The sequence below is a fragment of the Clostridium sp. AF32-12BH genome (assembly GCF_003477935.1).
GTDB lineage: Bacteria > Bacillota > Clostridia > Lachnospirales > Lachnospiraceae > Brotaphodocola.
On the sequence record NZ_QUEH01000049.1, the window covers coordinates 1 to 1,083 of the forward strand.

3 protein-coding genes are annotated in these 1,083 nt (G+C 50.5%); all 3 read left to right on the top strand.

Annotation, left to right across the window (positions count from 1 at the left end; translation table 11 throughout):
- Window positions 1-307 precede the first annotated feature (307 nt).
- Window positions 308-496, top strand: a complete 189-nt coding sequence (locus DWZ40_RS19160; RefSeq protein ID WP_005927683.1) for a hypothetical protein — start codon at window positions 308-310, stop codon at window positions 494-496.
- Window positions 493-834 carry a DeoR family transcriptional regulator gene (locus DWZ40_RS19165; RefSeq protein WP_118544276.1) on the top strand — a complete coding sequence of 114 codons (342 nt, stop codon included), beginning with the start codon at window positions 493-495 and terminating at the stop codon, window positions 832-834. The genes DWZ40_RS19160 and DWZ40_RS19165 overlap by 4 nt, the downstream gene beginning before the upstream one ends.
- A partial coding sequence (locus tag DWZ40_RS19170; protein WP_118544366.1) for a DUF3847 domain-containing protein occupies window positions 827-1,083 on the top strand: 257 nt, incomplete at its 3' end. The genes DWZ40_RS19165 and DWZ40_RS19170, both read left to right, overlap by 8 nt.

A 1,083-nucleotide genomic window follows, 5' to 3' on the forward strand; every position in this document is an offset into this window, starting at 1 on the left:
AATGACCAGCCTGTGTGGGATATGCTTCCCCGGCGATGTAGCGCCATGAATTTTGGCAGGGATATGGAGGAACCCTGACCAAAACGAGCGTACCAAAGGGAGCGATACGCCGCTGTGAGATTCAGGGGAGGAACGACACCGGGGAGAACTGGCGAACTGACACCGAAATGATACCGAAACACAACAATCTGATAGGGGGACAGTCTACCCTATCGCTGATACTTCGGGAGATTTTAAGCGGCTCTATGGCTGTAATTTTACCGAAAATCGCCCCGAAACCATACACTAAAACGGGAGGAAGCGCAATATGCCGAGAATGAGCAAAAAGAGGAAGTATGAGCTTTCCTTTTACCTCAATGACCGGGGGCGTGTCACTTACAACGAATTATGCCGGAAATGCCAGCATGGGTGCAAGCAGAGCTTCCGGGCGGTTGTGATTGACTGCCCCTGTTATTTATCCAAACGAGCAAAGAAAAAGGAGGAACACACAGAATGAATTTTGAATTTATGACGATAGACACACCATTGCCGCCCTGTATGCCTTTTCCCAGAGCGTTGACAGGATTTCCAGTCAGCAGCACCGCAAAGATCATGTACTGCCGGATGCTGGACGCTATGCTCTCCAAAGGGCAGGAGGACGAGAACGGAATCCTCTTTGTCTGCTTCCCTGTCACAGCCATTGCCGCAGTCCTGTCCCGCAGCTCCATGACGGTCAAGCGTTCTCTGAATGAACTGGAAACTGCCGGACTTATCATGCGGGTGCGTCAGGGCATTGGAGAACCAAACCGGATTTATGTGCTGATACCGGGAAAGGAGGACGCTGCCCTTGCCTGATACCTCAAAGCTGGAAAAACTCAATCGGGAGTTGGAAAAAAGCGAAAAGAAACTGCGGAAAGCCATCAATGATGAAAAGGCATTGCAGCACCAGTTGAAACAGCTTACCCGAAAGGAACGGACGCACCGGCTCTGTACCCGTGGCGGTATGCTGGAAAGTTTTCTGCAAGAGCCGGAACGCCTGACAGATGATGATGTCATGCTGTTGTTGAAACTCATTTTTCACAGACAGGACACGCAGGAACTATT